Source organism: Kitasatospora sp. NPDC090091 (assembly GCF_044747365.1).
In the GTDB taxonomy this organism is placed as follows: domain Bacteria; phylum Actinomycetota; class Actinomycetes; order Streptomycetales; family Streptomycetaceae; genus Kitasatospora.
On the sequence record NZ_JBIVDY010000022.1, the window covers coordinates 73,341 to 100,271 of the forward strand.

A 26,931-nucleotide genomic window follows, 5' to 3' on the forward strand; every position below is an offset into this window, starting at 1 on the left:
AACTCGGATATGGCCCGCCACCGGCGCGTGGGCCGGAGCCGGGACGGGCCCGTGCGGGGGTCTCGTCCCGGCTCCGGCGACTATCGGGCGGTGGCGGTCATCAGTCGTCCAACTCGGCGAGGAGGTCGTCCAGTTCGTCCTGGCTGACGTCGATCAGATCCATGTCGGACGGGGTGTGGCGGACCGCCTGGGGGCTCTCGGCGTGCCGGGCCAGCGCCTGCAGCATGCGCGCCCAGGCGTCGGCGAGCTCCTCCACCACCGCCCGGTCGAGCAGCGCCGCCGGCCACTGCCAGACCACCGACAGTTCCGGGCCCTCCGCCCGGTCCTGGGTGGCGGCTGTCACCTCCAGCGCGTGGGCGACCGGCATCCCCGGGTCCTCGCCGCCGATCGCGCCGGCCTCGGGGGCCAGTGCCCAGTCGGCGGCCTCGGGCGCGGCCGTGGTGTCGAAGCGGCCCAGGTAGTTGAAGCCGATCTGCGGCTCGGCCAGGCCGCGCAGCGACGGCGCGGTGTCCGGGTTGAGGTGGCGAAGCAGGCCGTAGCCGATCCCGTGGTCGGGGATCGCCCGCAGCTGCTCCTTGACCCGGGCGAGGATGTCGCCCAGGGCCGCTCCCCCGGTCCCGACCTCAGTCCAGTCGACCCGGCCCGGGTCGAGCACCACCGGGTACATGCTGGTGAACCAGCCGACCGTGCGGGAGAGTTCCGCGTGCTCGACGATCTCCTCCCGGCCGTGGCCCTCCAGCGCCACCAGGAGCCCCTGGGTGGCGCCGCCGAACCGCCGGCGGCGCCAGTCGGCGACGGCGAGCGCCAGCCCGGTCAGCAGCACGTCGTTGACGCTCGCGTTGAACATCGCCGGCAGCCGGGTGAGCAGGGCCGAGGTGACGTCCACGGGCACCGAGCGGCTGATCGTCCGGACGGTCGCGGTGAGGTCCCGGGCCGGGTCCACGGTCAGCTCGGCCAGCGGGGCGGGCGCCCCGGCGAGCCGGTGCCGCCAGCCGGACAGCTCGGCGATCCGCTCAGGCCGGGCCGCCTCCGCTCCGAGCGCCCTCGCCCAGTGCCGCAGCGAGGTGCCGACTGGCTGGAGCTCCGGCTCCCGTCCGGCGCTCACGGCCGCCCAGGCCTGGGCGAGGTCGGGGAGCAGGATCCGCCAGGACACGCCGTCGACCACGAGATGGTGCGCCGCAAAGAGCAGCCGGCCGCGCTCCCCGGGCCCGGCGTCGAACCAGACGAACTGGAGCAGCACGCCGTCGTCCGGGGCGAGCCGGCCCAGCGCCGCGTCCCCGTGCTCGGTCAGGGCGGCCAGGCGGGCGGCCTCGTCCAGCCCGGCGATGTCGACCCGGCGGATCAGCCCGGCCGCGTGGACCTCGCCGGCGGGCGGCACCTCCAGCGTCCACTGCGGCCCGGCCCGCCGCAGCCGGGCGCGGAGGGCGTCGTGGTGGTCCAGCAGCGCCTGGAGCGTGTCGGCGAGCCGCCGCTCGTCCAGGCCGGCCGGGGTCTGGAGCACCATCGACTGGTGGAACCGGTCGATCGGCCCGCCCCGGTCGCGCAGCCAGTGCATGATCGGCGTGGCCGGCAGCTCGCCGACGCCGTCGTCCTGCGCCACCGGTGCGGCCGCCGCCGTGCCGGCGACCGCCGCGAGGGCGGCCACCGTCTGGTGCCGGAACACGTCGCGCGGCGTCAGCACCAGACCGGCCCGGTGCGCCTTGGTGACGAGCTGGATCGAGACGATGCTGTCACCGCCGATGTGGAAGAAGTTGTCCTCCAGCCCGACCTCGGCGAGCCCGAGGACCTCGGCGAACAGCCCGGCCAGGATCCGCTCCGCCTCGGTGCGCGGCTCGGGGCCCTTTGCCGCCTCGCCGAACTCGGGTGCGGGCAGGGCCCGTTCGTCGAGCTTGCTGTTCGCGGTGAGCGGCAGCGCCGGGAGCGCCACGAAGGCCGCCGGCACCATGTGGTCGGGCAGCGACTGGCCGAGGTGCTTGCGCAGCGCTCCGGGCTCGGCCTCGGCCCCGGCCGCCGCGACCACGTAGGCCACCAGCTGCCGGCGGCCAGGCCGGTCCTCGCGGACCCGCACCACGGCCTGGGCGACCTCGGGCAGGGCCAGCAGGCCGGCCTCGATCTCGCCCAGCTCGATCCGGAAGCCGCGGATCTTCACCTGGGCGTCGGCGCGGCCGTCGTAGTGGACGTCGCCGTCCGGGCCAAGGTGGGCGAGGTCACCGGTGCGGTAGAGCCGGGAGCCGGCCGGGCCGAAGGGCTCGGCGACGAAGCGCTCGGCGGTCAGCCCCGGGCGGTTCAGATAGCCGCGGGCCAGGCCCGCGCCGCCGATGTACAGCTCGCCGACCACGCCCGCCGGCACCGGCCGCAGCGCGGCGTCCAGCACGTACACCCGGGTGTTGGCGACCGGCCGGCCGATCGGCGGCACGGCGCCGTCGGCGGTCAGCGGGGCGCTCAGCGTCGCGGCGACGGTGCTCTCGGTCGGACCGTAGGCGTTGACCATCCGCCGCCCGGGAGCGAACCGCGCCACCAGCTCGGGCGAGGTCGCCTCGCCGCCCACCACCAGCGTCATGCCGGCCGGGATGCCGTCGTCGGGCAGCGCGGCCACGGCGACCGGCGGGATCAGCGCGTGCGTGATCCGCTCCCGGGCCAGCAGCTCGACCAGGCCGGGACCGGGGGCCAGCCGCTCGGCCGGGGCGAGCACCAGGGTGGCGCCGGAGAGCAGGGCCATCGAGAGGTCCCAGAACGCGGCGTCGAAGCTGGGCGAGGCGAACTGCAGCACCCGGCTGCCCGGTGCGACCGCGCACCGCTCCAGCTGGCTCGCCAGCAGGCTGGCGACCCCGCGGTGGGTGACCACGACGCCCTTCGGCCGGCCGGTGGAGCCGGAGGTGTAGATGACGTACGCCGGGTGGTCCAGGGCCGGCCGGGCGGCCGCGTCCACACCGGCGCGCGCGCCGAGGTCCGCCCCGGTGTCCGAGCCAGTGTCGAGCAGCAGTCGGGGCACGTCCGCGTCGGGCAGCCGGTCCGCGACCTCGCCGGCCGTCAGCAGCAGGGCCGGGCTGCTGTCCTGGAGCAGGTAGGCGATCCGCTCGGCCGGGTACTCCGGGTCGACCGGCAGGTAGGCGGCCCCCGCGCGCATCACCGCGAGCAGGGCCACCACCAGCTCGGGCGAGCGGGGCAGCGCCACGGCCACGATCGCCTCGGTGCCGATGCCGCGCGCGGCCAGCCGGGCCGCCAGCCGGGCCGCCCGGGCGTCCAGCTCGGCGTAGGAGAGCTCACGGCCCTCGAACCGCAGCGCCGGGGCGTCCGGGGTCTGCTGCACCCAGCGGGCGAACAGCTCCGGCACGGTGGCTGCGGGCACCGCCCGGGCCGAGTCGTTCCACTCCTCCAGCAGCCGCGCGCGCTCGCCGGGGAGCAGCAGGTCGATCCGGTCGACCGGCTGATCGGGGTCGGCGACGGCCGCCGCCAGCACGGCGGCGAACCGCTCGACCAGCCGCTCGACGCTCTCCCGGTCGAAGAGGTCGGTGTTGTAGAGGACCCGCCCGCCGATGCCCGCCGGGGCGCCGTCGGCGTCGTGGTCCTCGGCGAGGTCGAAGGTCAGGTCGACCCGGGCCGCGTTGATGCCGAACGACGGGGCGGTGGCGGTCAGTCCGGGCAGGTCGAGCGCGGGCCGGGCGCTGTTCAACAGGTTGAGCGCGACCTGGAACAGCGGGTTGTGGGCGAGCGAGCGCTCCGGGTTGAGCAGTTCGACCAGCCGCTCGAACGGCAGGTCCTGGTGCGCGTACGCGGCGAGGTCGGTCGCCCGCACCCGGTCCAGCAGTTCACGGAAGCTCGGCGAGCCGGAGACGTCGGTCCGCAGCACCAGGGTGTTGACGAAGTAGCCGACCAGCTCCTCCAGCGCGTGGTCGGTGCGCCCCGCCACGGCGGTGCCGATCGGGATGTCGGTGCCCGCGCCGAGGCCCGAGAGCAGCGTGGCCAGACCGGTCTGGACCGTCATGAAGAGGCTGGCGCGGTTCGCCCGGGCGAGGTCGGCCAGGCCGCGGTGGACGGCGGCGTCGAGCCGGAAGTCGACCACCTCGCCCCGGTTGCTGGGCACCGGCGGACGGCGTCGGTCCACCGGCAGCACCAGCTCCTTGGGCGCGCCGTCCAGCGCCTCGCGCCAGAACGCCGCCTGCCGGGTGATCACGCTGTCCGGGTCGTCCTCGCGGCCCAGCACGTCGTGCTGCCAGAGCGTGTAGTCCGTGTACTGCACCGGCAGCGGCGTGAACACGGGTGCGCGGCCCTCGCGGCGGGCCGCGTAGGCGGCCGAGAGGTCCCGGCTGAGCGGCGCCATCGACCAGCCGTCGCCCGCGATGTGGTGCACCACCACGAGCAGCACGTGGTCCTCCTCGCCGAGGGCGAAGAGCGTGCCCCGGACCGGGATCTCGGTGCCGAGGTCGAAGCCCTCCCCGGCGGCCGCGGTGAGCGCCGCCTCCAGCCCGTCCTCGGCCACCTCGACCACCGGCAGTGCGGGGACCAGGTCGAGCACCACCTGGCGGGGGCGGCCCTCGACCTCGGGGAAGACCGTCCGCAGGCTCTCGTGCCGGGCGACCAGGTCGGCGAAGGCCGCCGCCATCGCACCGCGGTCCAGCGGCCCGGCCAGCCGGACGGCGACCGGGAGGTTGTAGACGGAGCTGCGCCCGACCAGCCGTTCGAGGAACCACTGCCGGCGCTGGGCGAAGGAGAGCGGCACCTCCTCCGGCCGTTCGCGCACGGTCACCGCGCGCCGGGCCCGCTCGGCGGCTCCCGCCGCGGCGGCCAGGCCGGCCGCCGTCGGCGACTCGAAGAGGTCGCGGACGCTCAGCTCGACCGCCAGGGCGGTGCGGATCCGGCTGACCAGCCGGGTGGCCAGCAGCGAGTGGCCGCCGAGGTCGAAGAAGCTGTCGTCGACGCCCACCTCGGGCAGGCCGAGCACCTCGGCGAACAGCCCGCACAGCGCCGCCTCCTGCGGCGTGGCCGGGGCCCGCCGGGCGGCGGCGTCCGGCGCGGGGGCGGGCAGCGCCCGGCGGTCGAGCTTGCCGTTCGGCGTCAGCGGCAGTGCGTCCAGCAGGACGACCGCAGAGGGCACCATGTAGTCGGGCAGCGCCGCGCCGACGTGCCGGCGCAGTCCGGCCGCGTCCGGGGCCGCCGGCCCGGCCGGGACGACGTAGGCGACCAACTGCTGCACCCCGGGGCGGTCCGTCCTGGCGAGCACGGCCGCCGAGGCGACGCCGGGGTGGGCGAGCAGGGCCGACTCGATCTCGCCCAGCTCGATCCGGAAGCCGCGGACCTTGACCTGGTGGTCGATCCGGCCCACGTACTCCAGCCGCCCGTCCCTGGTCCGGCGGACCAGGTCGCCGGTCCGGTACAGGCGCGAGCCCACCGGGCCGAACGGGTCGGCGACGAAGCGCTCGGCGGTCAGCCCCGGGCGGTTCAGGTAGCCGCGGGCCAGGCCCGCGCCGGCCAGGTACAGCTCGCCGACCACGCCCTCCGGCACCGGCGACAGCCGCTCGTCGAGCAGGTAGACCCGGTCGTTCCAGACCGGCCGGCCGATCGGTGCGGTGGCGGGCCACTGATCGGGGTCGGCGGCCAGGGTGGTGGCGGTGACCACGTGGGTCTCGGTCGGGCCGTAGTGGTTGTGCAGCCGCAGCCGCGGCCGGTCCGCGCAGAACGCGCGCAGCCGCGGGGTGAGCACCAGTGCCTCGCCGGCCTGGGCGACGGTGCGCAGCTCCGCGAGGGCGGTCCCGCCCTCCAGGGCGGCCTCCACGACGGCGTCCACCACCAGGTTCGGGGCGTAGAGCTCGTTGATCCGCTGCTCGTCCAGCCAGCGGGCGAGGGCGGCCGCGTCGCGCCGCACGTCCTCGTCGGGGACGACCAGGGTCTTGCCGGTGAGCAGGGTGGCGAGGATCTCCTGTGCGGAGACGTCGAAGCTGATCGCGGTGAACTGGGCGACCCGGTCCCCGGCGGCCCCGCCGACCTCGGCGTGGTGCCAGGCGGTCAGGTTGGCCATCGCGCCGGCGGGCATCACCACGCCCTTGGGGCGGCCGGTGGAGCCGGAGGTGTAGATGACGTAGACCGGGTGGTCCGGGCGCAGCGGCGCCGTCCGCCCGGCGTCCGCCAGGTCGGTGTCCGCGGCGGCGGCCAGGGCCTCGGCGGTCGCCGGCTCGGCCAGGTCGAGCACGGGCGCTGCCGGCCGCCCGGTCAGGACGCCGCCGCGGGTCAGCACCGCGGCGGGGGCGGCGTCGGCGAGCATGAAGTCGATCCGGTCGGCCGGGTAGGCCGGGTCGACCGGCAGGTAGGCCGCGCCGGCCTTGAGCACGGCGACGACGGCGACCAGCAGGTCCACCGACCGGGGCAGGGCGACGGCGACGGTGGACTCGGGGCCGATCCCCCGGTCGGCCAGCAGCCGGGCCAGCCGGTTGGCCCGCGCGTTGAGCTCCGCGTAGGAGAGCTCGGTGCTGCCGTGGACCACGGCCGGGGCGGCCGGCCGGGCCTGAACCTGGCGTTCGAACAGCTCGGGCAGCGAGGCGGCGTCGACGTCGTGCCCGGTCGCGTTGTCCCGGTTCAGCAGGCGGTGGCGCTCGATCGGGTCGAGGACGTCGAGCGCGCCGATCGGCAGCTTCGGGTCGTCGGCCACGGCCGCCAGCACCCGGACGAAGCGGTCGGCGAGCGCCTGGGCGGTCTCCCGGTCGAACAGGTCGGTGCTGTACTCGATCCAGCCGGCGAGGCCGTCCCCGGCGCCGTCGGCGGCGCGCTGCTCGATCAGCCCGACGAACAGGTCGAACTTGGCCGAGCCGGCGGCGTGGTCGTACGGCGCCACCCGCAGGCCGGACAGGGCGAGTTCGGCCGGCCCGCCGTTCTGCAGCGTGAACATCACCTGGAACAGCGGGTGCCGGGCGAGCGAGCGCCCGGGGTTGAGCTCCTCGACCAGCCGCTCGAACGGCACGTCCTGGTTGGCGTAGGCGGCCAGGTCGGTCTCCCGCACCCGCTGCACGAGGTCGCGGAAGGACGGGTTGCCGGAGGTGTCGGTGCGCAGCACCAGCGTGTTGAGGAAGAAGCCGACCAGCCCGTCGACGGCGTCGTCGTTGCGCCCGGCGATCGGGGTGCCGATCGGCAGGTCGTCGCCGGCGCCGGAGCGGTTGAGCAGGACGGCCAGGCCGGCCTGGAGCACCATGAAGAGGCTGGCCTGGGAGGTGCGGGCGAGGGCCTGCAGCTTGCGGTGCAGCTCCTCGCCGAGCTGGAAGCGGACGGTGTCGCCGGCGTAGCTCGCCACCGCGGGACGGGGGCGGTCCACCGGCAGGTTGAGCTCGTCGGGGATTCCCGCCAGGGCGGCCGACCAGTGGGCCAGCTGCCGGGCGACGGCGCTGTTCTCGTCGCTCTCCTCGCCCAGCGCGCGCTGCTGCCAGAGCGTGTAGTCGGCGTACTGCACCGGCAGCGGCTCCCACTGCGGGGCGACGCCGCCGAGCCGGGCCGCGTAGGCGGCCGAGAGGTCGTGGCCGAAGACGCCGAGCGACCACGCGTCGCCGGCGATGTGGTGGAGCACCACGAGCAGCACGGCGGTGTCCGGCCCGGTGCGGAAGAGCCGGACCCGCAGCGGGAGTTCCTCGGCGAGGCGGAAGCCGACCGCGGACTCCTCGGCCACCGCCGCGTCCACCTGCTCGTCCGGCGCGCCGGCGAGGTCGACGACGGCCAGGTCGAGCACGGCCTCCTCGGGGGCGAGCACGTGCTGGTACGGGTCGCCGGCGGTGTCGGGGAAGACCGTGCGCAGGCTCTCGTGCCGGCCCAGGACGTCCTGGAAGGCCTGCCGGAGCGCGTCCAGGTCCACGGCGCCGGTCAGCCGGGCGGTGAGCGGCACGTTGTAGATCGAGCGTGCGCCCTCGAAGCGGTCCAGGAACCAGAGCCGGCGCTGGGCGAAGGAGAGCGGCACCCGGGCGGGGCGCTCACCGGCCGTCAGGGCGGGCCGGCCGTCGGCGGCGCGGCCCAGTTGGGCGGCGATCGCCGCCGGGGTCGGGGTCTCGAACACCGCGCGCAGCGACAGGTCGACGCCGAAGACGGCGCGGATCCGGGTGACCAGCCGGGTGGCCAGCAGCGAGTGGCCGCCGAGGTCGAAGAAGGCGTCGTCGACGCCGACCGCGGCCACGCCGAGGAGCTCGGCGAAGAGCGCGCAGAGGATCTCCTCCTGCGGGGTGCGCGGGGCGCGCCCCGCGGGCTCGGCGGCGCCGTCCGGCTCGGGCAGGGCCTTGCGGTCGAGCTTGCCGTTGGGGGTGAGCGGGAGCTCGTCCAGGGCGACGAAGGCCGAGGGGACCATGTACTCGGGCAGCGCGGCGCCCGCGAACTCGCGCAGCACGGCGGGCCGGGGCACCTCCGCCCCGGCGGCCGGTACGAGGTAGGCGACCAGCCGCTTGTCACCGGGGGCGGGCTCGCGCACGACGACCACGGCGCGGTCGACCTGCTCGTGCGCCGCGAGCGCGGACTCGATCTCGCCGAGCTCGATCCGGAAGCCGCGGATCTTCACCTGGTCGTCGGCGCGGCCGGCGAACTCCAGGACGGCGCGGTCACCGTCGGCCGCCCAGCGCACGAGGTCCCCGGTGCGGTACATCCGCCTCCCGTCGCCGGCGAAGGGGTCCGCGACGAAACGCTCGGCGCTCAGCCCGGGCCGGTTCAGGTAGCCGCGGGCGACGCTGGGGCCGGAGACGTACAGCTCGCCGGTGACGCCGACCGGCACCGGCCGCAGCGCGCCGTCCAGGACCCGGAGTTCGGCGGTGGCGATCGCGGTGCCGATCGGCGGCGCCACCGCGCCGGAGAGCGGCTCGCTCATCGAGGCGCAGACCGTGGTCTCGGTCGGGCCGTAGGCGTTGATCATGCGCCGGCCGACGGACCACGCCTCGACCAGCTCGGGCGAGGAGGCCTCGCCCGCGACCACCAGCAGCCGCACGGTCGGCAGGTCGCCCTGGTCGAGCACCGCGAGCGCGGCGGGCGGGATGGTCGCGTGCGTGACGCGCTGCTCGGCGGCCAGCTCCACCAGGGCGGCGCCGGGCTGCAGCCGCTCCGCCGGGGCGATCACCAGCGTCGCCCCGGTCAGCAGACCCATGTAGGTCTCCCAGACCGCGGCGTCGAAGCTGGGCGAGGCGAACTGCAGGACCCGGCTCCCCGGGCCGACGTCGAAGCGCTCGACGTGGGTGGCGACCAGGCCGGCCAGGCCGGTGTGGCTGACCACGACGCCCTTGGGGCGCCCGGTCGAGCCGGAGGTGTAGATGACGTACGCGGGGTGGGCGGGGCGCAGCGCGGCCGTGCGCTCGGCGTCCTCGACGTCGGTGTCCGGCCGGTCCGCGACCTCGCGCCGGACGGCCGGGTCGTCCAGCAGCAGCCGCGGCGCCCGGCAGTCGGCGGGCACCACGGCGGCCGTGTCCCAGTCGGTCAGCACCAGGGCCGGGTCGGAGTCGGTCAGCAGGTAGGCGATCCGCTCGGCGGGGTAGCCGATGTCCACCGGCAGGTACGCGGCGCCGGCCTTGAGGACCGCCAGCATGGCGACGACCAGCTCCGGCGAGCGGGGCAGGGCCAGCGCGACCACCCGCTCGGGGCCCGCGCCGCGCTCGATCAGCGTGCGGGCCAGCCGGTTGGCCCGGCGGTCCAGCTCGGCGTAGGAGAGCTCGGTGCCCTCGTGGGCGAGCGCGGCGGCCTCCGGGTGGCGGCGGACCTGCTCGGCGAAGAGCGCGGGGATCGGGTCGCCGGCGGGCAGCGGCCGGGCGGGCCGGCCGAGCGCGAGCAACCGCTCGCGCTCGGCGGGGGTGGCCATCGGCAGCCGGCCGACCAGCTGGGCGGGATCGTCGGCGAAGGCCGCCAGCAGCAGCCGGAACTGCTCGCCGATCGCCTCGATGTCCGACCGGCCGAAGAGCTCCGGGCGGTAGCCGAAGCTCAGCCGCAACGCGTCGCCGGGCATCGCCGCGATGCTCAGCGGGTAGTGGTTGGCGTCGGTTCCGACGGCGCCGGCCAGCAGGAGGTCCCCGGGCAGCTCCCGCAGGTCCTCGCCGCCCAGCGGGTAGTTCTCGGTGACGGTGAGGGTGTCGAAGAGCGTGGACAGCCCGGCGGCCCGCTGGACGTCCGGCAGGCTGAGGTGGTGGTGCGGCATCATCCCGCCGACCTGGCGCTGCACCTCGGCCAGGGTGGCCAGCAGGCTCTGCTCGGGGCGCACCCGCAGGCGCAGCGGCACCGTGTTGATGAACAGGCCGACCATGGTCTCCATGCCGGGCAGCTCGGCCGGCCGGCCGGACACGGTGGTGCCGAACACCACGTCGTCGCGGCCGGTCAGCCGGGCCAGCAGCAGGCCCCAGCAGCCCTGGACCACGCTGTTGAGCGTCAGTTCGCTGCGCCGTGCGGTCTCCCGGACCCGCGCGGTCAGCTCCTCGGGCATGGTGACCAGCAGGTTGCCCGGCACGGTGGACGCGCCGGGGTCGTCGGGGGCGAGCAGCGTCGGCTCCTCGACGTCCCCGAGCTGCTCGCGCCAGGCGGCCTCGGCGGCCGCGCGGTCGCGCCCGGCCAGCCAGCCCAGGTAGTCGCGGTACGGGGTGACGGGCGGCAGCGCGGACGCGTCGCCGCCGCGCTCGTAGATCTCGAACAGCTCGTGCATCAGCTGGGCGGTGGACCAGCCGTCGAGCAGGATGTGGTGGGAGTTGAACATCAGCCGGGTGAGCCGATCGCCCCGGCGGATCAGCGTGAAGCGCAGCAGCGGGCCGGCGGTCAGGTCGAAGCGGTGGGCGGCGTCCTCGGCGGCGAGTCGCTCCAACTCCCGCTCCTGCGCCGGACCGTCCAGCGCGCTGAGGTCGAACTCCCGCCAGGGGACGGCCACTTCGCGCGGGATCACCTGTACCGGGCGGCTCAGCTTCTCGTAGCGGAAGCTGGCGCGCAGGTTGGCGTGCCGGCGCAGCAGCGCGGCGACCGCCTCGCGCATCGCTCCTGCGTCCAGCACCCCGTCGAGGTCGACGACGAGTTGCGCGACGTAGACGTCGAGATCCTGTTCCCCGTAGAGGACATGGAACAGCATCCCCTCCTGCAGCGGCGACAGCGGGAGGACATCGTCGATGGCTGCACGCGTCATTGAGGAACTCTCCACTCGTCATTCCGGAACCGAACCAGGGCGTGCCGGCGGGGCATTCGGGCCCGCCACCGGCCGCGAGCGGTCAGTCTTGTTCCGGCGCGGAGAGCCGGACAACGGCGCTGCAAAATCTTCGTTCTGCGGCCCGGCCGGGCGCGGGGCACCGGGCCGGACGGCGTATCGAAGTCTTCGCACTGGTGCTGCCCGGGCCGCGCGGCCCGTGGTTGCCTCGGGATCCCGTGCGCGCCGACGAGCGTGCGCGGGCCCGCTGTCGGCACATGGTGAAAGGGGAGCACGGTGACGGGCTCCGGACTGCTGAGCCGCTACTGGATGTTCAGCGACGAGTACACGCAGGACCCATATCCCTTCCTCGCCGAGCTGCGCAAGGAGCAGCCGGTGTGCAAGGTCGAGACCCCGGACGGTGTGCGGGCCTGGGTGGTGAGCCGGTACGAGGACGTCCGTGCCGCGCTCTCGGACCCGCGGCTCGGCCGGGACATCGGCAAGCTGTACCAGGCCCTGGGCCGGCAGCTCGGCCAGGAGATCAAACCGGCCGACGAGATCAGCAACCACCTCGCCAACTCCGACCCGCCCCGGCACACGCCGCTGCGCAAGGCGCTGACCTTCGCCTTCACCCCGAAGCGGGTGCGCGACCTGCGGACGGGCTGGGTGAAGGTGGTCGACGACCTGCTCGACGAGATGGTGCGCACCGGCAACCGGGACCTCGTCTCCGGCCTCAACGAGCCGCTGCCGATCATCACCATCGCGCAGCTCATGGGCGTGCCGGACGCCGACTGGCCCCGGTTCCTGGTGTGGACCAACACGCTGCGCCGGGTGGACGCCTCCGACCCGACCGGCATCATCGCCGAGCACACCCGGCAGTTGTCGGACTACCTGAAGGAGCTCATCGCGCACAAGCAGGAGAGCCCGCAGGACGACCTGCTCTCCGCCCTCGTCCACGCGGACGAGGACAAGCGGCTGGACGCCAAGGAGGCGCTGTCCACCGCGTTCGCCCTGATGACCGGTGGCAACGACACCACCACCAGCCTGCTGAACGGCGCGTTCGCGGCCCTGCTCACCCACACCGACCAGGCCCGGCTGATCACCGAGGACCCGGCCCTGCTGCCCGCCGCGGTGGAAGAACTGCTGCGCTACACCAGCCCGTTGATCAACTCCCTGCAGCGGGTGACCCTGGAGCCGGTGGAGCTGTGCGGGGTGGCGATCCCGGCGGACGAGATCATCATCATCTCGCTCGCCGCGGCCAACCGCGACCCCGAGGCCTTCCCCGACCACCCGGACCGGCTGGACGTCACCCGGGCCCGGCCGGCCCACGTCAGCTTCGGCCACGGCATCCACTACTGCCTCGGCAGCCACATGTCCAAGGCGCTCACCGAGATCGCCGTCCAGCGGGTGTACGAGCGCTTCCCCGGCGTGAAGCTGGCCGTCCACCCGTCGGAGGTCCGCTACCGGCCGGGCCTGATGGTCCGCCCGATGATCGACCTGCCGGTGGTGTTCACCCCGGGCGCATGAGCCCGCCGCTGGGCCCGGAACCCGCCGTGGCGGGGTTCCGGGCCCTCCGTGCCCGCCCCCGGCCTGCGGTGCACCCGGTCTGCGGTGCCCCGGCCTCCGGTGCGCCCGCCCCGCCTCCCCTTTCCAGAATCCGGAGACCCGATGGACTTCAGTCTCTTCTACTTCGCCAACAACGACGCCGAGGAGCGGGACCGCTACCGGCTGCTGCTCGACGGCGCGCGCTTCGCCGACCGGAACGGCTTCACCGCCGTGTGGACCCCGGAGCGGCACTTCCACCCCTTCGGGGGCCTCTACCCCAACCCGTCGGTGACCGGCGCCGCGGTGGCCGCCGTCACCGAGCACGTGGCCGTACGAGCAGGCAGTGTGGTGGCGCCCCTGCACCACCCGATGCGGGTCGCCGAGGAGTGGTCGGTCGTCGACAACCTCTCCAACGGCCGGGCCGGCGTGGCGTTCGCCTCCGGCTGGCACGCCGCCGACTTCGCGCTGCGCCCGGAGAACTACGAGACCCGCAAGAGCGCGCTGATCGACACCGTCGACACCATCCGCCGGCTCTGGCGCCGCGAGGCGGTCGAACTCGTCGACGGTGCCGGCGAGCCGGTCGCCCTGACGATGTTCCCGCCGCCGGTCCAGCCCGAACTGCCGGTCTGGCTGACCACCGGCGGCACCCCGGCGACCTTCGAACTGGCCGGCCGGCACGGGATGGGCGTCCTCACCCACCTGCTCGGCCAGGAGGTGGAGGTGCTCGCCCGGCGGATCGCCGAGTACCGGGCCGCCCACCGTGAGCACCGGGACGGCAACGGGCACGTGGCGCTGATGCTGCACACCTTCGTCGGCACCGACCGCGAGACCGTCCGGGAGACCGTCCGGGAGCCGTTCTCCCGCTACCTGGCCAGCTCCTTCGACCTCCTGGTGAAGGCGGCCGAGGCGGCCGGCGCCGACGGGGCCGCGATGTCGCGCGAGCTGCGCAGCATGGACGAGGAGGACCGCCGCTTCCTGGTGGCCCAGGCGTTCGACCGGTACTTCGAGACCAACGGCATGTTCGGCACCGTCGACGAGTGCATGGTGATGCTGAAGCAGCTGGCCGACGCCGGGGTCGACGAGGTCGCCTGCCTGGTCGACTTCGGGGTGGCGACCGACCAGGTGGTCGCCGGCTTCGAGCACCTCGCCCGGCTGCACGACGCCTGGCGGGCCCACGAGGGCCGCTGACCGCGGCCGCCCTCCGGCGGACCGCCCCGCGGTGGTCTCCGCCGCGAGCCCGACTGTTCGAACCGCGACCCGGCGGGCCCCGCGCCCGCCGGGTCGCGGCGTCTGCGGCACCGCGCCGCACCGGGTGCGGCACGCCGAAGGGCCGGTGCCGGGGGGACAGGAGATGTCCGCCCGGCACCGGCCGCCGTGTTCGCGCGTCTGCACCCGCTCGCCGGCGCGGTCAGCCCTTCCGTGCGGCGCGGTCGTAGGCCCGGGTGGTCAGCGGGATCAGCACCACCAGGAGCAGGCCCAGCATGATCAGCGAGGACGCCACCGGGTACCGCAGCGGGAACGCCAGGTCGGTTCCGTTGGCGGTCGGGTTCCCCCACAACTCGCGCAGGCCGGTGGCCATCGTCGTCATCGGGTTCCACTGGGCGATGGTCTGCAGCCAGCCCGGCAGGTTGTCGAGCGGATAGAAGGTCGCCGAGAGGAACGAGGACGGCATGGTGACGAACATCGCCACCGCGTTGACGCCCTGCGGCTCGCGCACGATCAGGCCGATCAGCGAGCCCAGCCAGGTCATCACGAAGCCGAGCAGGAAGATCAGGAGGAAGCCCTCCAGCAGCTTGAACACGTTGGTGTGGGTGCGCCAGCCGATCAGCAGGCCCACCGAGGCCATCGCGATGCAGGAGGTCGCGTTCAGCAGCACGTCGGCGATGGTCCGGCCGAGCAGTACCGACACCTGCGCCATCGGCATCGAGCGGAACCGGTCCACCAGGCCGTTCTTGAGGTCCTCCGCCACGCCGACGCCGGTGGTGACGACGCTCGCGAGCATGATCTGGATGAAGATGCCCGCCATGATGTACTCGTGGTAGTCGCCGTCGGGGACCGACATCGAGCTGCCGAAGAGGTACCCGAAGAGGATCACGAACATGATCGGCATCAGGGTGACGTGCAGGATCTTCTGCGGCGTCCGCCGCAGGTGCGTCATGTGCCGGCCGAACAGGGCGATGGAATCGCCCAGGATGTAGGACTTCATCGGTGCGAGGCCTCCAGCTTCTTGCCCCGGGTGGTCTTCTCGACCGGCTCCGGAGCGTTCCCGGTCAGCTCCAGGAACACGTCGTCCAACGAGGGCCTGCGGACCAGGAAGTCGACCACCTCGACCGAGGCGTGCTGCAGCTCCGTCGCCGCCGCCGAGACGCCGGCAATGCCGGTCTCCAGGGCCACCGACACCCGCAGGCCGTCCGGGTCGATCACCGGCGGCGCACAGTCCGCCGAGGAGATCCTGGCCAGGGCCCCCTGGGCGGCCTGGGCCATCCCGGGCGAGCGCACCGTGATCTCCAGCCGCTCCCCGCCGACCCGGCGCTTCAGCTCCTCCGGAGCGCCCTCCGCGGCCAGCTCGCCCTTGTTGATCACCGCGATGCGGCCGGCCAGCTGGTCCGCCTCCTCCAGGTACTGCGTGGTCAGCAGCACGGTGACGCCCTCGGCCACCTGCTTGCGCACCAGCTCCCAGAGCGCGATCCGGCTGGCCGGGTCCAGCCCGGTGGTCGGCTCGTCCAGGAAGATCACCGGCGGGCTGGCGATCAGGCTCGCACCGAGGTCCAGCCGGCGGCGCATGCCGCCCGAGTAGGTCCGCACCGGCCGGTCGGCGGCGTGGGTGAGGCCGAACATCTCCAGCACCTCGACCGCCCGGGCGCGCGCCTTCCGGCGGCCCAGGTGCAGCAGCGTGCCGATCAGCACCAGGTTCTCCCGGCCGGTCAACTCCGCGTCCAGCGCTGCGTACTGGCCGGTCAGGCCGATGTTGCGGCGCACCTCGTCGGCCTGGCGCACCACGTCGTAGCCCGCGACGGTGGCGGTGCCGCCGTCCGGCTTGAGCAGGGTCGCCAAGGTCCGCACGATGGTCGTCTTGCCGGCCCCGTTCGGGCCGAGCAGGCCGAAGACCGTACCCGCCTCCACGGAGAGGTCGACGCCCTTGAGCACCTCGGTGTCGCCGTAGCGCTTCCGTAGGCCCGCTACGGAGATTGCGATATCCATCTGACTCCTCATCACGGCGGCGGCGGACCCGTCCGGTCAGCGCCGGGCCGGCGGGGCCCGCGGGGGACGGGCTCCGACCGGCTTCCTGTTCCTTCGGTTTCGACCTGCCGCGGATCAGCCGAGCCGCAGCGGCAGCGACTCCAGCCCGCGGGTCAGGTTCATCTCGTAGCGCAGCTCCTCCGGCGCCACGGCCAGCTCGATCCGGTCGAACCGGTCGAGCAGCGCGCCGACCGCGAGCTCGGTCTGCATCCGGGACAGCGGCGCGCCCATGCAGTGGTGGATGCCGTGGCCGAACGCCAGGTGCCCGCCCGGCCGGCGGCGGATGTCGAAGCGGTCCGGGTCGGCGAAGCGCCCCGGGTCGCGGTTGGCCGCGCCGAGCGCCACCAGGACGAACTCGTCGGCCGGGATCACCGCCCCGCCCACCTCGACCGGCTCCGCGGTGACCGAGAGCGTCGACAGGTGCAGCGAGTTGTCGTACCGGCTGAACTCCTCGACCGCGCCGGCCAACAGGGAGCGGTCGGCCCGCAGGGCGGCCAGTTGCTCGGGGTGGCGGAGCAGGGCCAGCAGGCCGTTGCCGATGAGGTGGGCCGTCGTCTCGTAGCCGGCCACCAGCAGCTGGAAGACCATCGACACCAGCTCGTGCTCGGTGAGCCGGTCCTCCTCGTCCCGGGCCTGGATCAGGCCGGTGATCAGGTCGTCGGCCGGCTCGGCCCGCTTCCGGGCGATCAGGCCGGTGAGGTACGCCGCCATCTCCTCGGCGATCCGGTGCATCTCCTCCGGCTGCACCGCGACGGTCAGCGCGTTCGACCAGCCGCCGAACTCCGCCTGGTCGGCCTCGGGGACGCCGATCATCTCGGAGATCACCGTGAGCGGCAGCGGGAACGCGAAGGCCTTGAGCACGTCCACCTCGCCCTGGTCGGCGAGGTCGTCCAGCAGCCGGGCGACCGTCCGCTCGATCCGCGGCCGCAGCGCCTGGATCTGACGGACCGTGAAGGCCTTGGCGACCAGCTTGCGCAACCGGGTGTGGTGCGGCGGGTCCGTGTTCAGCATGTGCTCCACGAGCATCCGCTGCCCGAGCGTCTTCTCTGCCGGCTCCTCGGGGGCCTCGACGCCGGCCCGGGCGGCGGCGACCCGGGTGGCCCGGTCCGGGTCCTTCACCAGCCGCGCGTCGGTCAGCGCGGCGCGCGCCTCCTCGTGGCCGAGGACCAGCCACATCGGCGTGCCGGCGAGCGCGACATGGGCGACCGGGCCGCGCTCGCGCAGCCGCGCGTACACGGGGTACGGGTCTCGGACGAACTCCTCGCCGAGCTGCTCCAGCTCCTGCGCCGTCTCCTCGGACATGCCGTCGGTTCCTCCCGGTCGGTCCGTCCCCGCGATGCACGGACGTGACGATGTCATCGCCCCCGTTGATATCAGCACCGGGCGGTCCCGCAGATCCGCACATCAAGAATTTCCATGTGCCCCGCGGGACGACCGCGTCTGTTTTCAACTATTTGACCCGGAGTATCGCCGCGGCCGCGCTCCGGGGCATCCTCCGTTCCATGGTTGGCAGTGGCCGGGACCGCATCGGCGGCAAACCGCTGTGCCCGGCCGAGGAATCGTCGGATGGGGAACAAGAACGTGACCGCGCATGACGTCGAGTACATCGAGATCTACACCAACGACTGGCACCGGACCACCGATTACTTCGTGTCCAAGTGGGGATTCCACGAGCAGGCGACGTCCCGGACCGACGACCTCCGCTCGGTCCTGCTCCGCCGCAGCGGCATCCGGCTCGTGGTCAGCTCCGGCCCCGCCACCGCGGAGCACCTCGCGGTGCACGGCGACGGCATCGCCGACATCGCCTTCTCCTGCACCGACCCGGAGGCCGTGCTGGCCGGCGCGGTCGCGGCCGGCGGACGCAGCCTCACCGCCCCGGGAGCGGCCGCGCCCGTGGTCTCCGGCTTCGGGGCCGTCCGGCACACCCTGGTGCACCGCGCCCCCGGCGCGGAGCACCGGCTGCCGGCCGGCCGGGCCTGGACGCCCGCCCCGGCGGAGGCGGCCGCGGCTGCGGACGCGGACGACGCCGACGGGCCCGCCGAGCTGCGCCTGCTCGACCACATCGCGGTCTGCCTGGAGGCCGGGACGCTGCACGACACCGTCGACTACTACCTCGACGGGTTCGGCTTCGAGCGCTTCTACAGCGAGTACGTCGCGGTCGGCGACCAGGCGATGGACTCGATCGTGGTCCGCAGCCCCTCCACCGGCATCACCTTCACCATCCTGGAGCCGGACCCGGCCAAGAAGCCCGGCCAGATCGACGAGTTCCTGCATCGCAACGGCGGTGCGGGCGTGCAGCACCTGGCCTTCCTGGTCGACGAGATCGTGCCGGCGGTGCTGGACTTCGAGTCCCGCGGCATCGAGTTCCTGCAGACCCCGGGAACCTACTACGACGCCCTGGCCGAGCGGATCGCCGACCTCGACGAGACCATCCCCGACCTGCGCAAGACCAACGTGCTGGCCGACCGCGACGAGTGGGGCTTCCTGCTCCAGCTGTTCTCCCGCTCGCCGTTCGAGCGCCGGACGCTCTTCTTCGAGCTCATCCAGCGGCACGGCGCCCAGGGCTTCGGCAGCTCCAACATCCGCGCGCTCTACGAGGCCGTCGAGCGCGCCCGCGAGCAGGCCGCCTGAGGCCTCCGTCCGAGCGGGCGCGGCGGGCTCCGGACCGGTTCCGCACAGCCGGTCCCGAGCCCGTCGCGCTCACACCGCGCAGACCCCTTTCATACTGTCGATCAGGGTCAGCACCGCCTTCGCCGACGGCAGGATCATGCGGCCCTCCCGGGTGAGGTGGGCCCCGGTGGAATCGCGGGTGAAGAGTTTGGTCCCGAGCATCTGCTCCAGGCACTTGATCTGGTAGCTGATGGCCGGCTGGGAATATCCCAGCTCCTTTGCCGCGTGGTCCATGCGGCCGATCTCGGCGACCGATACGAAGGCGCGAAACTCCCGCTCGTGCATTGTTTCCCCTGTCTTTTCGGCGACCGGCCGAACTCCTGCGCCGAAGCAGCTGATCCCGTTGATTTCGACTCCATGACAGCTCATTCGAATCAGCGGGGCAATGGCCGTTACAGGAAGCTGCAAGCCCCGCCCGGCCGCGCCCGGCTTCAGGGCGAGGGCCGGCGGATGGCCGTGTAGAGCGCCCGGAGCATGAGGATGCCGCTGACCGCGATCGACTGGTAGCCGAGCAGCGGGAACAGCTCCAGGTGGGCGGTCACGTGCGGCCCGCGGCCGGTGCCGAACACCATCAGCAGCACGCCCATCAGTCCGGTGCAGGCCGCCAGCAGGGTGACCGTCATCTGGTGGATGAGCCCCGAGACGAACCGCCGCTCGCGCTCGTCCGCGAACACCCGGACCCGCACCGCGAGCCGGCCCTCCTCCAGCGAGGCACTGATCCGGTCGGCCCGCCTCGGCAGCCGGCGCAGCATCGGCAGGACGGACAGCATCTCCTGGACGGCGCCGCGCGCCATCGACGAGAGCTCGGCGCCCAGCCCCTCCTCCCTGGGCGGTCCCCCGTGGTTGCGGAACCTCAGCTGGTCGGCGACCAGCTCCCCGGCGATCGCCCGCCCCTCGTCCAGCAGGTTGAAGTCCGCCGAGAGGGCGCCCAGCGTGCCCTCCAGGGTGGCCAGGGCCCGGAAGGCGGCGGCCACCTGCGGCGGCACCGAGAGGCCGAAGCGGGCCAGGATCTGGAACAGCGCGGCGAACATGTCGGTGTCCGGCCGGGCCGTGACGCCCAGGTGGTGCGCCATGAACTGGGCCAGCTCGCGCTCCAGCACGAGCGTGTCGGGTATCAGGTCCTCGCTGTTGGTGGCCCGGGTGCCGAGCAGGGCGAGCAGTGCGTCGTGCATGGCCGACGGATCCCCGCGGTTGACGGCGAGCAGCAGCTCGCCGATGGCGAGCTGGGTCGCCGGGTCCAGCCGGCCCACCGAACCGAAGTCCAGCAGGCCGATCCGCCCGTCCTCCAGCAGCAGGATGTTGCCGGGGTGGGGGTCGGCGTGGAACACGCCGGCACGCAGGATCTGGTGGATGACCGCGGTGAAGGTGGTTCGGGCGAGCGCCCGGCGGTCCAGGCCCTTCGCGTCGGCGACCGGGCCGGCCTTGTCCAGGGTGACGCCGTCCAACTGCTCCTGGACCAGCACCCGGGCCGAGGAGTACTCGTAGTGGATGCCCGGGATGCGCACCGGGGCGTCCGGCTCCAGCCCGCCGCAGGACGCCGCCACGGCGGTCGCGTTGCGGGCCTCGATCCGGAAGTCCAGCTCCTCGCGCACCGACCGGGCGAAGCCCTCGCCGAGGTCCTTCAGCCCGAGCGCCGGCGCGAACCGGGCCCGCTCCTGGAGGCTCCGGGTCACGGCGACGACGATCCCGAGGTCGCGCTCGACCATCGCGCCGACCCCGGGCCGCTGCACCTTGACCACCACCGTGGGCCCGTCCCGCAGCTTCGCCCGATGCACCTGCGCGATGGACGCGGCCGCCATCGGCAGGTGCTCGATCCACTCGAAGACGTCCGCGACCGGCCGGCCCAGCTCGGCTGCGAGCACCGCCTCGACCTCCGGCCAGGGCGCGGCCGGGACGGCGCTCTGCAGCCGGCTCAACTCGTCGATGAAGTGCGGGGGCAGGAGGTCGCGCCGGGTGGACAGCACCTGTCCCAGCTTGATGAACGCCCCGCCGCACTCCTGCAGCGCCAGCCGCAGCGAGGCGGCCGAGCGCTCACCGAACTCGCCCGGCTGGAGGGCGCGTTCCAGCCGGCCCCGGCCGCTGAACAGCCGGCCGAGACCGTGCCGGATGAAGATCCGGCTGATCTGCGAGTAGCGGCGGGTGCGGCTGAGCCGGCTGCCGACCGCGCGCCACAGCTGCAGCGGCAGGGTCCAACTGCCGTACGGCAGGAAGACCTCGGTGAGTACCAGGGTCACCATCGCGGCGAGCACGGCGAGCGCGAACTTGACGCCGAACACCGCCCCGATGCTGCCGTGCTCCCGGGAGAGCGGTTCGAGGCTCACCATGATGCCGAGCGCGACCAACCCGGCGGCGAGGGCGCGCAGCGGCCCCACCCGGATCCCGAGCAACCGCCGGGAGATCGCCGACACACCGAGGACGAGGACGGCCAGGGATGCCGCCGCTACCAGTACCACCGTCAGGGCCATCACCGGAGTCACGTTAGACCGCGGGCGACCGGGACCGGCATGGGCTTGTCAGCTTCATGCCGCATCCCGCCGTCTGCTCGCCCGGCCGGCCGTCACGCCGCCGCGCGGACCCCCGCGAGGAAGCCGGCCAGGCGGTCCGAGCCCCAGTAGCGGTCCGGGTCGTGGATGAAGAACGGCACGCCGAAGACGCCGTCCCGGCCGATCGTGCGCAGCGCCTCGACGCCGCGGTCGAGCACCGCCCGGTCGTCGGCGGCGTTGCCGACGGTGTCCGGGTCGAGGCCGAGCTCCGCGCCGATCGCGGCGACCACGGCCCTCTCGGAGAGGTCCAGGCCGCACTCGAAGCGGGCCCGGTAGGCCAGGCCGATGAACTCGCGGCCCAGGCCGGCGTCCTCGGCCACCAGGTAGCCGAGGTGGGAGACGTCCCAGTCGGGCTCGGTGTCCACCGGCCAGGCGACCGCGAGGCCGCGCTCGGCGGCGAGGCGCTTGACGTCCTGCAGGATGTAGAGGTGCTTCTCCTTCGACATCGGGACGTAGGGCAGCCGGATGTCCGTCCCGGCCAGGAGCCGGGCGCTCGCCGCGCCCGGCTCCCAGTAGGGGCGCCACTCGATCCGTTCCGCCACGTCGGGGGCGTTCTCGGTCAGCTCCCGGTAGGCGAGCCACGAGTAGGGGCTGCGCAGGGAGAAGTACCAGCGTGCCGGCTCGACCGCCAACTCTGGCTCCAGGGAATCTAGATGGTGATGCCGCCGTCGATCTGCAGGACGGCGCCGGTGATGTAGCCCGCCCGCGGCGAGACGAGGTAGGCGACCAGGTCGGCGACCTCCTCGGCGGTGCCCAGGCGGCCGAGCGGCACCGACTCCAGGGCCTTGTCCTTGACCTTGCCGCTGAGCACGGAGGTCATGTCGGTGTCGATGAAGCCGGGGGCCACCACGTTGGCGCGGATGCCGTAGCGGCCGACCTCCTTGGCCAGCGCCCGGGAGAAGCCGATGATGCCGGCCTTGGAGGCCGAGTAGTTGCTCTGGGTGGCGTTGCCGTAGACGCCCGCCACCGAGGAGATGTTGACGATCGACCCGCCCTTGCGCTTCATCATGCCAAAGGCGACCGAGCGGCAGGTGTTGTAGACGCCGTCGAGGTTGGTGTCGAGCACGTCGTGCCACTCCTCGTCCTTCATCAGGACGAGCGGGTTGTCACGGGTGATGCCGGCCGCGGTCACGGCCGCGTCGATCGGGCCGAGGCGGCTCTCGGTCTCCTCGACCAGGGCGCGCACCGAGGCGAGCTCGCGCACGTCGGTCCGGCGGCTGAGCACCCGCACGCCGAACTCCTGGACCTCCTTCTCCAGTTCGAGCGCGGCCTGCTCGTTGGACTGGTAGCAGAAGGCGACGTCGAAGCCGTCCTGGGCCAGTCGCAGCACGGTGGCGCGGCCGATGCCGCGCGAGCCGCCGGTGACCAGCGCCACCCGGGATTCGTTGTCAGCCATGGGTCTCCCCCAAGAGTGCTTCGGTGTGTGCTCCGTCCGGCCGGTCGGCCGGCGGTTCGGATGCCCCGCGTCAGGCCGTGGCGGCGGCGGCCGGCCGCAGCTCCTCGGCGGGCCGGAAGGCCAGCACGGCGCTCTCCACGGTGAGGACGGGTTCGCCGTCCACCAGGCTCTCGCCGGCGATGATCAGAGTGTCGCCCAGCGTGCGGGTGATGGACGCCCGGTGCTCCAGGACGTCCCCGGGCAGGACCTGCCGGTGGTACGTGAGGCCGGTGACGGCGCCGAACAGCATGACCCGCCCGGTGAGCACGTCCGGGTTGGGGTCGTCCCAGGTGGCCAGCAGGCCGGCCGCCTGGCACCAGGACTCCATCAGCAGGACCTGCGGGTAGGCCCAGTCCCCGGCGCCGTCGGGGACGCCGCGGTACCAGGGCTCGTTGCAGCTCACGGCCTTCAGGGCGGCGATGCGCTCGCCCGGGAGGACGTCGAGCACCCGGTCCACCAGCAGCATCGGGAACCGGTGGGGCAGCGCCCGGCGGATCTCCGGCTGGCCGGCGGTGGACGGCGCGGCGGTGGACGGCGCGGCGGTGGACGGCTCCCTGGCCTGCGCTCCGGCGGCCTGCGGCCGGGCTCCGGTGAAGCGGAGCCTGGTCCGGGCCGCGGCCCCGCGGCCGGTGGCCACCTCGGCCGTGCACCGCCAGCCGTCCGCACCCTCGCGCCACTCCAGCTCCACGGCCAGCTCGTCGCCGGGGAAGACGGGGCTGAGGAACCGCGCCGTCTCCACCCCGGCCAGGGCCAGGGCCCCGGCGCCGGGCGGCGGGGCCGCCAGGGCGCTGAGGCGGACCGACTCGATCACGCAGACCCCGGGGAAGATCGGGAACCCCGGGTAGTGGCCGGGCAGGACCGGCTCGTCCGCCGTGACGGCGACCGCCGTCGCGGCGGACGTCCGGCCCTCGGCACCGGCCGCCGGGGGCCGGACCACCTCGACCGCCGCGACGACCGGGCTGATCGGACCCGGCCGGCTCATGCCGACCGGAGCTTCTCGCTGAGCACCTCGTAGGTGCCGGCCAGCGAGGTGATCCTGGGGAACTGGCTCTCCTCCAGCCGGATGCCGTACTTCTTCTCCAGCACGACCACCACCTCCAGGGCCAGCAGGGAGTCGACGCCGAGGTCGGCGATGAAGCCGGTGTCGTCGGCCAGTTCGGCCACGTCCACGTCGAGGGCGTGCGCGACGGTGCGGCGCAGGTCCTCCTTGTCCAGCACGGCGGCGGCCGCGGTCTCCTGGGTCGTCGTCATGGCGGGTGTCCTTCCGTCGGATCGGTTCTGTTCGGGGGGGTGGGCCGGGCGCCGCGGTCAGCGGAGACGGATCAGGGCGCAGCCGACGGCTCCGTCGCGGTCCACCGAGGTGACCAGGGCCACCCGGCCCGCGGCCGTCGGGTCGTCCTCGGCGTGCACCAGGACGCCGGCCACCTGGAAGGCGGCCGAGGCGGCCACGGTGTCGCCGAGCAGCGCGGTCTGGGTCAGGTGGCGGGGGTTCCCGCCGGCCGTGGCGGCCTCGATCACGGCCCGCTCCTGCTCGCCGAGCGGCCCCGGCGCCTCGCTGGTGGAGACGGCCCACAGCTCCTCGGGCTGGACCTCGGCGCGGCGCAGCGCACGCTCCACGCAGGAGCCCAGGGCGGTGCGGACGTCGCCGCCGAGCGCAATGCCCATGGCGACGGCCAGGACCTCCGCCAGCACCGGCTGGTCCGGGTCGTCCGGGTCCGCGCGCTCGATCAGCAGCAGGCCGCAGCCCTCGCCGGCCGGCTGGGCGGTGCCGTCGGTGCCCGGGTCGTGGGAGTGCTGCTCAAGCCAGGAGCGGGCGTGCGAGAACTCCTCGACCGCGCCGCAGAGGACGGTCCGGGCGCGGCCGAAGTTGAGCAGCCGGCGCGCGTAGTTGAGGGCGTAGAGGCCGGCCGCGTGGCCGCCGGCGATGGTCGTGTTGGGGCCCTTGAGCTGGTGCCAGATGGCGCTCTGGCCGGCGGCGCAGTTCATCACGGCGTTCGGGAACCGCGCCGGGTCGACGAAGTAGGGCTTCTCGCCGGTGAAGGAGTCCCGGGTGAAGTCCATCTGGCTCTGCACGCTGCCGGTGGTGGTGCCGAGCACGAGTGCGGCGCCCTCGCCGGTGGCCACCTCCCGGTTGCGCGGCGCGTCGTCGAGCAGCCGGCCCACGGTGGCGACGGCGAGGCCGGTGGCCCGGTCCATCGACCGGGTGCCCTTCTTGCCGAGCACCGCGCGGATGTCGAAGTCCGGTACCAGGCAGGCCGTTTCGGCGGGCGCCTGCCAGGGCTCGCGGGCCAGCGGCGCCTCGGCCGACCGGCGTTCCCGCAGCCCCTCGGCGAACGCCTCCCGGCCGGTGCCGAACGGCGAAACCGCCGACCAGGCCGTGATGACCATGCGATTCACAGGGGTCGAGGTCGTACTCATGTCTGCTCCGTTGCTCTCCGCGGTTTCGCCTGCCGGATCCGGCAGGGCGGTCAGGCCTCGCCCCGGAGCGCCTTGGAGACGCGCTCGTCGAAGGTGACCAGGTTCCACTCGCGCCGGCTGTCGACGACGGCGTAGCCGTGGGTGACCTTGCCGGTGGCGGTCTGGACGAGCTTGCCGTCGCGGACCACGTAGCAGTCCATCCGCGAGGTGTAGGTGAAGTCCTTGAAGACGTCCTCCACCGTGTAGACGGTGTAGAGCTCCTCCTCCATCAGCGCCTCGTCGACGATCTGGATCTTCGAGTGCGGGCAGGCGGGGATCCAGCGGCGCTCGTCCATCAGGGTCCGCACCGAGATGCCCCGGTCGGCCAGGAACAGGTCGACGACCTCCTCCATCTGCCGCAGGTAGCTGGACATCTGCAGGCGCTCGGAGAAGTGGCAGTACGGGTAGGGGATGCGCCACTTCCAGCCGAAGGAGTTGGTGCCGGCGGTGAGCAGGTCGAGCACCGGGTCGGGACCGGTGGTGCCGCGGCCGGCGGACAGCGAGGTGGTGGCCGCGGTGAGGTCGAGCCCGGAGATGTCCGGCGGCGTCTGCAGGCCGCGCACCGGCGTGCCGAGGCGGTCCGTGACGAAGCGGGCGATCGGGGCCGGCGGCTCGCTCGCCTCCTCGATGTAGCTCTCGCGGCGCAGCACGGCCTTGGCCCGGGCGGCGACCAGCTTGGTCGGCGCGCCGTCGCGCTCGCCGGTCAGGGTGACGGTGAAGGAGACGTCGGTGTCCTCGTCCCCGGCCTTGGGGACGACGTGCGCCTCGACCGTCTCGTCCATGAAGAGGGCGCTGAGGATCCGGGTGTCGAGGTCGACGAGGTCCACGCCGAGGCCGTGCTCCGTGTAGAGCGCGCGGGCCTGCAGACCGGCTTCGGTGAAGTGGAGCAGGATGGCTTCCTCGACGAGGTAGTTGATGTGCTTGAAGCCGATCCAGGTGCAGATGTTGGCGCCCTCGAAGCGTGTGCGCAGCGGCACCGTCGTCTCGCTGGTGAGGAGCGCCTTGACTGCGCTGTCGGTCACGAAGGTCATCGGAGGTGCTCCCCTGAAGGTGTGGGTCCGGGGCCGCCCGACGCGGGCGCGGCCGGCACGGCGCTGACGAAGCGATCGACCACGGCGGCGAAACCGGCCGCCTGTTCGATCATCAAAAAGTGCCCACTGTCGGACATCTGGTGGAACTCGGCGTCCGGCAGGTCGGCCGCCAGCAGGCGCCCCTCGGCCGGAGGGGCGGCGAAGTCGTGCTCGCCGGCGACGACGAGGCAGGGCACGGTGAAGCCACCGGTGCGCAGCTTCGGGGTGGCGAGGTACGTCTCGAAGAACCGGAACCAGCCGTACGCTCCGACCCGGTCCCGCACCCGGCCGCCCAACTCGCGGGCGAGCTCGGGCGGGAGGCGGTCGCCGGCGTGCACCCGGACGCCGTCCTCCATGATCTGGACGAAGTTCCGGACGGCCGTTTCCACGCACTGCCAGGTGAAGTCCTCCGCCGTGCGGCGGTAGAACGGGGACACCAGGATCAGCCCGCGGATGCCGAACTCGGTGAACGGGTCGACCCCGTGGGCCAGCCGCCGGCTGAGGAACTCCAGCAGCCCGTTGGCCCCCATGGAGTGGCCCATGACCACCCCGGCGCCGCCCGGCACCGCGCGCAGCGCCTCGGCCAGGTACGGCACGACGTCGCCCTGCGCGCTGCACCGGGCCACGGCGTCGCCGCGCCAGGGGAGTTCTGCGGCCCAGATCTCGGGCCCGTCGTCCCGCGCGGCGGCACCGAGGTAGGCGTCCCAGACGCTCGCGCTGTTGGCCAGGCCGTGCAGCAGGAGCATCCGGCCGCGGGCCGGGTCGCCGCCGCAGCGGTGCACGGCGACCGGCGGGACGGCGGGGGCCGCGGCGGCGCCCGCCGATGCGGGCCCGGCCGCCGGCGCGGTGCCGGCGACGGGCATCGGGGCGCCG

16 protein-coding genes are annotated in these 26,931 nt (G+C 73.9%); 3 read left to right on the top strand and 13 right to left on the bottom strand.

Annotated elements, in window-relative coordinates:
- Positions 1-100: 100 nt before the first annotated feature.
- A complete protein-coding gene (locus ACIPSC_RS31025) occupies positions 101-11,101 on the bottom strand; it encodes an amino acid adenylation domain-containing protein (protein WP_400830461.1) in 11,001 nt (3,666 codons plus the stop codon).
- Between the two features lie 294 nt (positions 11,102-11,395).
- Between ACIPSC_RS31025 and ACIPSC_RS31030 the strand changes: the two genes are divergently transcribed.
- The gene (locus ACIPSC_RS31030; RefSeq protein ID WP_400830463.1) at positions 11,396-12,625 is read left to right on the top strand and encodes a cytochrome P450; all 1,230 of its coding nucleotides are present in this window, start codon (positions 11,396-11,398) and stop codon (positions 12,623-12,625) included.
- Between the two features lie 141 nt (positions 12,626-12,766).
- Positions 12,767-13,831, top strand: a complete 1,065-nt coding sequence (locus ACIPSC_RS31035) for a MupA/Atu3671 family FMN-dependent luciferase-like monooxygenase (RefSeq protein WP_400830466.1) — start codon at positions 12,767-12,769, stop codon at positions 13,829-13,831.
- Positions 13,832-14,051: 220 nt separating this feature from the next.
- Here the strand turns inward: ACIPSC_RS31035 and ACIPSC_RS31040 are convergent, their stop codons facing one another.
- The 3 genes from ACIPSC_RS31040 to ACIPSC_RS31050 form a co-directional block, all read right to left on the bottom strand.
- A complete protein-coding gene (locus ACIPSC_RS31040; RefSeq protein WP_400830468.1) occupies positions 14,052-14,849 on the bottom strand; it encodes an ABC transporter permease in 798 nt (265 codons plus the stop codon).
- Positions 14,846-15,844: an ATP-binding cassette domain-containing protein gene (locus ACIPSC_RS31045; protein WP_400830471.1), complete on the bottom strand. Its 999-nt coding sequence runs from the start codon at positions 15,842-15,844 to the stop codon at positions 14,846-14,848. The genes ACIPSC_RS31040 and ACIPSC_RS31045 overlap by 4 nt, the downstream gene beginning before the upstream one ends.
- 114 nt (positions 15,845-15,958) lie before the next feature.
- Positions 15,959-17,185 (bottom strand): cytochrome P450, encoded by a 1,227-nt coding sequence (locus ACIPSC_RS31050; RefSeq protein WP_400830474.1) that lies wholly within the window; start codon positions 17,183-17,185, stop codon positions 15,959-15,961.
- Positions 17,186-17,449: 264 nt separating this feature from the next.
- Here ACIPSC_RS31050 and hppD point away from each other — a divergent pair, with 264 nt between their 5' ends.
- Positions 17,450-18,514 (top strand): 4-hydroxyphenylpyruvate dioxygenase, encoded by a 1,065-nt coding sequence (gene hppD, locus ACIPSC_RS31055; RefSeq protein WP_400830476.1) that lies wholly within the window; start codon positions 17,450-17,452, stop codon positions 18,512-18,514.
- A gap of 69 nt (positions 18,515-18,583) precedes the next feature.
- Here hppD and ACIPSC_RS31060 read toward each other — a convergent pair whose 3' ends face one another.
- The 9 genes from ACIPSC_RS31060 to ACIPSC_RS31100 form a co-directional block, all read right to left on the bottom strand.
- Complete coding sequence (locus tag ACIPSC_RS31060) at positions 18,584-18,838, bottom strand: LysR family transcriptional regulator (RefSeq protein ID WP_313762817.1); 255 nt, start codon at positions 18,836-18,838, stop codon at positions 18,584-18,586.
- 146 nt (positions 18,839-18,984) lie between these two features.
- Entirely contained in the window at positions 18,985-21,018 is a 2,034-nt protein-coding gene (locus ACIPSC_RS31065; protein ID WP_400830543.1) for an ABC1 kinase family protein, read from the bottom strand.
- A gap of 92 nt (positions 21,019-21,110) precedes the next feature.
- The gene (locus ACIPSC_RS31070) at positions 21,111-21,728 is read right to left on the bottom strand and encodes a 2-hydroxychromene-2-carboxylate isomerase (protein ID WP_400830481.1); all 618 of its coding nucleotides are present in this window, start codon (positions 21,726-21,728) and stop codon (positions 21,111-21,113) included.
- Between the two features lie 17 nt (positions 21,729-21,745).
- The gene (gene fabG, locus ACIPSC_RS31075; RefSeq protein WP_400830483.1) at positions 21,746-22,492 is read right to left on the bottom strand and encodes a 3-oxoacyl-[acyl-carrier-protein] reductase; all 747 of its coding nucleotides are present in this window, start codon (positions 22,490-22,492) and stop codon (positions 21,746-21,748) included.
- Positions 22,493-22,562: 70 nt separating this feature from the next.
- Positions 22,563-23,513, bottom strand: coding sequence for a 3-hydroxyacyl-ACP dehydratase FabZ family protein (locus ACIPSC_RS31080; RefSeq protein ID WP_400830486.1), 951 nt, complete (start codon positions 23,511-23,513; stop codon positions 22,563-22,565).
- Positions 23,510-23,782 carry an acyl carrier protein gene (locus ACIPSC_RS31085; protein ID WP_400830488.1) on the bottom strand — a complete coding sequence of 91 codons (273 nt, stop codon included), beginning with the start codon at positions 23,780-23,782 and terminating at the stop codon, positions 23,510-23,512. Before ACIPSC_RS31085 ends, ACIPSC_RS31080 begins: the two co-directional genes overlap by 4 nt.
- A 57-nt stretch (positions 23,783-23,839) precedes the next feature.
- Positions 23,840-24,949: a beta-ketoacyl synthase N-terminal-like domain-containing protein gene (locus ACIPSC_RS31090; protein WP_400830492.1), complete on the bottom strand. Its 1,110-nt coding sequence runs from the start codon at positions 24,947-24,949 to the stop codon at positions 23,840-23,842.
- A gap of 50 nt (positions 24,950-24,999) precedes the next feature.
- The gene (locus ACIPSC_RS31095; RefSeq protein ID WP_400830494.1) at positions 25,000-26,019 is read right to left on the bottom strand and encodes a hypothetical protein; all 1,020 of its coding nucleotides are present in this window, start codon (positions 26,017-26,019) and stop codon (positions 25,000-25,002) included.
- Positions 26,016-26,921: an alpha/beta fold hydrolase gene (locus ACIPSC_RS31100; protein ID WP_400830497.1), complete on the bottom strand. Its 906-nt coding sequence runs from the start codon at positions 26,919-26,921 to the stop codon at positions 26,016-26,018. Before ACIPSC_RS31100 ends, ACIPSC_RS31095 begins: the two co-directional genes overlap by 4 nt.
- Positions 26,922-26,931: the final 10 nt, after the last annotated feature.

Coding starts and splice junctions, on each gene's coding strand:
- ACIPSC_RS31025 (WP_400830461.1), bottom strand. CDS start 11,101: ATGACGCGTGCAGCCATCGACGATGTCCTCCCGCTGTCGCCGCTGCAG.
- ACIPSC_RS31035 (WP_400830466.1), top strand. CDS start 12,767: ATGGACTTCAGTCTCTTCTACTTCGCCAACAACGACGCCGAGGAGCGG.
- ACIPSC_RS31040 (WP_400830468.1), bottom strand. CDS start 14,849: ATGAAGTCCTACATCCTGGGCGATTCCATCGCCCTGTTCGGCCGGCAC.
- ACIPSC_RS31045 (WP_400830471.1), bottom strand. CDS start 15,844: ATGGATATCGCAATCTCCGTAGCGGGCCTACGGAAGCGCTACGGCGAC.
- ACIPSC_RS31050 (WP_400830474.1), bottom strand. CDS start 17,185: ATGTCCGAGGAGACGGCGCAGGAGCTGGAGCAGCTCGGCGAGGAGTTC.
- hppD (WP_400830476.1), top strand. CDS start 17,450: ATGGGGAACAAGAACGTGACCGCGCATGACGTCGAGTACATCGAGATC.
- ACIPSC_RS31060 (WP_313762817.1), bottom strand. CDS start 18,838: ATGCACGAGCGGGAGTTTCGCGCCTTCGTATCGGTCGCCGAGATCGGC.
- ACIPSC_RS31065 (WP_400830543.1), bottom strand. CDS start 21,018: ATGGCCCTGACGGTGGTACTGGTAGCGGCGGCATCCCTGGCCGTCCTC.
- fabG (WP_400830483.1), bottom strand. CDS start 22,492: ATGGCTGACAACGAATCCCGGGTGGCGCTGGTCACCGGCGGCTCGCGC.
- ACIPSC_RS31080 (WP_400830486.1), bottom strand. CDS start 23,513: ATGAGCCGGCCGGGTCCGATCAGCCCGGTCGTCGCGGCGGTCGAGGTG.
- ACIPSC_RS31085 (WP_400830488.1), bottom strand. CDS start 23,782: ATGACGACGACCCAGGAGACCGCGGCCGCCGCCGTGCTGGACAAGGAG.
- ACIPSC_RS31090 (WP_400830492.1), bottom strand. CDS start 24,949: ATGAGTACGACCTCGACCCCTGTGAATCGCATGGTCATCACGGCCTGG.
- ACIPSC_RS31095 (WP_400830494.1), bottom strand. CDS start 26,019: ATGACCTTCGTGACCGACAGCGCAGTCAAGGCGCTCCTCACCAGCGAG.
- ACIPSC_RS31100 (WP_400830497.1), bottom strand. CDS start 26,921: ATGCCCGTCGCCGGCACCGCGCCGGCGGCCGGGCCCGCATCGGCGGGC.